The 2,987-nt window shown below is 42.2% G+C and carries 2 protein-coding genes and 1 pseudogene; all 3 read left to right on the top strand.

From position 1 onward, the window contains the following. A partial coding sequence (locus tag V7Z60_RS09185) for a type IIL restriction-modification enzyme MmeI (RefSeq protein ID WP_334117518.1) occupies positions 1-215 on the top strand: 215 nt, incomplete at its 5' end. A gap of 119 nt (positions 216-334) precedes the next feature. Beyond that, positions 335-2,317, top strand: coding sequence for a DEAD/DEAH box helicase (locus V7Z60_RS09180; RefSeq protein WP_334117517.1), 1,983 nt, complete (start codon positions 335-337; stop codon positions 2,315-2,317). Beyond that, positions 2,307-2,987: pseudogene (locus V7Z60_RS09175) on the top strand (GIY-YIG nuclease family protein); the annotation flags it as partial. The gene V7Z60_RS09180 and the pseudogene V7Z60_RS09175, both read left to right, overlap by 11 nt.

Below are 2,987 nucleotides of genomic sequence, written 5' to 3'. Positions count from 1 at the left end.
AAGAGGGGGGGACATTGGCAGAATTATATGGAACTCCCCTGGCAAGGAACAATCCCAAGCCCATGAATGAAAGGCTTCTCAAGGCACACCGGGAACTGGATCAGGTTGTTGACCGTGCTTACAGGCAGTCCGGCTTCAAGGATGACAGTGAAAGGCTGTCATATTTGCTGAAAATGTACAGCAATGAAACGAAAAGCAAGGATGAGCAGGATTAGTATTTAAGTGATTTTAGTAAAATAAGCTGATGATTATCAGATTTAATTTCCCAGCGTTTGTCATTAATGATAAGCATGATGAATTTTTAGCAGATGGATATGAAAGGAAGATAATGACAATGAGTGATAAGGATGTTGTTTCGGTTGAATACCATAGGACTGGTAACAGTACCAATACTAACAAGCTTGGCATGCGTGCCATGCAGGCAAGAGTATATGAAAAGAGGAATTCGAAGTATCTTCTCGTCAAGGCTCCTCCGGCATCCGGCAAGTCTCGGGCTCTGATGTTCGTTGCACTGGACAAGCTTGCAAATCAGGGAATAAAGAAGGTTATCGTTGCTGTTCCCGAACGTTCTATCGGACGCTCTTTCAGGGATACTGACCTGACCAGTTTCGGCTTTTATGAAGACTGGAAAATCGATCCGCATTATGATTTGACGTCAGGCGGTGAAAAGAGCAATGTCAGACGTTTTGTGGAATTTTTGAATGATCCGGATGCCAGAATCCTCATCTGCACGCATGCAACGTTAAGATTTGCATATGAGGAGGTTGAAGATGATGCAAAATTTGATGACACGTTGATTGCCATTGATGAATTCCATCATGTTTCTGCAAATGACAATTCCGTTTTGGGAAATGCTTTGAAAAACATCATGCATAATTCAACAGCGCATATCCTGGCGATGACCGGCTCTTATTTCCGTGGGGATTCACAGCCAATTCTGACCATGCAGGATGAACTTTTATTCGATAAGGTTAACTACTCCTACTACGAGCAGCTTGACGGATACAAGTATCTGAAGTCATTCGGAATCGATTATAAATTTTATCAGGGTACATATCTGGATGCCTTGGATAAGGCTATCGATACTGACAAGAAGACAATCATCCATATTCCAAATGTCAATTCTTCGGAATCAACCAAGGATAAGTATGAGGAGGTTGGACATATCGAGGATGCCATCGGCGAATTCATGGAGAAGGATCCGGAAACGGGAATCGATTATATAAAGCGCAGTGGTGACGGCAAGGTGTTGAAGGTTGCCGATCTTGTTACTGAAGAAGGACGTGAGAAGGTTCAGGAATATTTGCGCAATATGAATTCTGCTGATGACCTTGATATCATAATTGCTCTGGGAATGGCGAAGGAAGGATTTGACTGGCCGTGGGCAGAATACGCATTGACAATCGGCTATCGTGGTTCGCTTACGGAAATAGTACAGATTATCGGCAGGGTAACTCGTGACAGTGACAACAAGACTCATGCTCAGTTTACCAATTTGATTGCCAAGCCTGATGCAGAAGATGATGACGTTACAGTTGCCGTTAATACCATTCTCAAGGCAGTAACGGCTTCATTGCTGATGGAGCAGGTAATGGCTCCTGAATTGAAACTGAAGAGCGGTGGAAATGGTAAAAGTAAAAAAGGACCTTCTGCTATAGTTGACGGTACCGAAAATGATGGACCTTCCATTTATGTAAAAGGATTGCGTGAACCGTCGACACCGCGTACAAGAGACATCATTGAGAATGATCTTTCTGATTTGAAGGCAGCTATTTTGCAGGACGATGATGTACAGAAGGCCATTGCTGCAAATGCCAAGCCGGAAATAATCACCAAGGAGCTGATTCCTAAGGTTATTCTGCAGCAGAATCCCGATTTGAATGATGAAGAACTTGAAGATGTACGTCAATATGTAGTTGCAGAAATGAACTTGAAGCAGGCGAAAAAAGAAGAGACGAGTGATGAATTCGGAAACAGCAAGCAATTCATAAGGATGGCGGATAAGTTCATCAATGTTGATGATCTTGACATTAATTTAATAGATTCAATTAACCCATTCCAACGGGCATATGAGATCATGTCAAGCAATATTGACAGCAAGGCATTGCGTCGGATTCAGCAGTCAATAGATGCAACAAAGGCTGAATTCTCAGATGAGGAACTTTACGTCATCTATCCTAAGATTAAGAAGTGGGTATTGGAGAATCACAGGAAGCCAAGCAAGGATTCAAATGATGAAATTGAAGTCAGGTACGCTTATGCACTGGCAAAGCTTAGGGATTTGAAAGCACGGAAGAAGGCCCAAAATGGAAAGTAATGAATATCGAAGCATTGATGACATCTTGAATGATCCGGATTTAGATGATTTGATAGAACCTGTTGAAGAAAAGAAGAAACGGATATCTGTACATGAAATAGAGGAATGGGTCAGAAAAAATGCTCGTATGCCGCAGAACAGCGAGAATAACCTCAATGAGCGCAGCATGTACCACAAGCTGCTCGGACTGCAGAAGAAGGCCAGTGAGCTTAGGGAATACGATTCTTTGGGATTGCTGGTTGAAGAGGAACCAACTGCTTATGACAAGTTGAACGACGAAATCAAGAAGGATGTTAACGGGGAAGGCTTCAATTCACTGGATGATGTTCTGAATGATGACTCTGTGTTGTTCGAAGATTTGGACGATGTTGATTCCGAGGAGATTAATTTCTTCAATACAACAAAGGTAACTCGCAAGCAAAGGAATAGTTCAGGCGCAAATGTCAAGAGAAATCAAGTGGACGATTTTTCGGAATACAAGAAGATGTTCAAGCAGGTTCAAAGGGAGCTTGCCAGCGGCTTGAGGAAGTTCGTCCCCTTCAAGAACTATAACATAGTTCTTCATCACTATTATCTGTTGAAGAACCAGTTGATATACATTGAATCCTTTGGGGAAGACGTTCAAAAATATGATAGAAACAGAAAATATGATGACAGGCGGGTACATGTT

Source organism: Ligilactobacillus sp. (genome assembly GCF_036846325.1).
In the GTDB taxonomy this organism is placed as follows: Bacteria; Bacillota; Bacilli; order Lactobacillales; family Lactobacillaceae; genus Ligilactobacillus.
Note: the sequence above shows the minus strand (reverse complement) of the source record. Positions and strands in the feature narration are given on the sequence as shown.

What these genes read in the sequence shown, in the direction of transcription:
- V7Z60_RS09180 (WP_334117517.1), top strand. Translation starts at nt 335, where the DNA reads ATGAGTGATAAGGATGTTGTTTCGGTTGAATACCATAGGACTGGTAAC.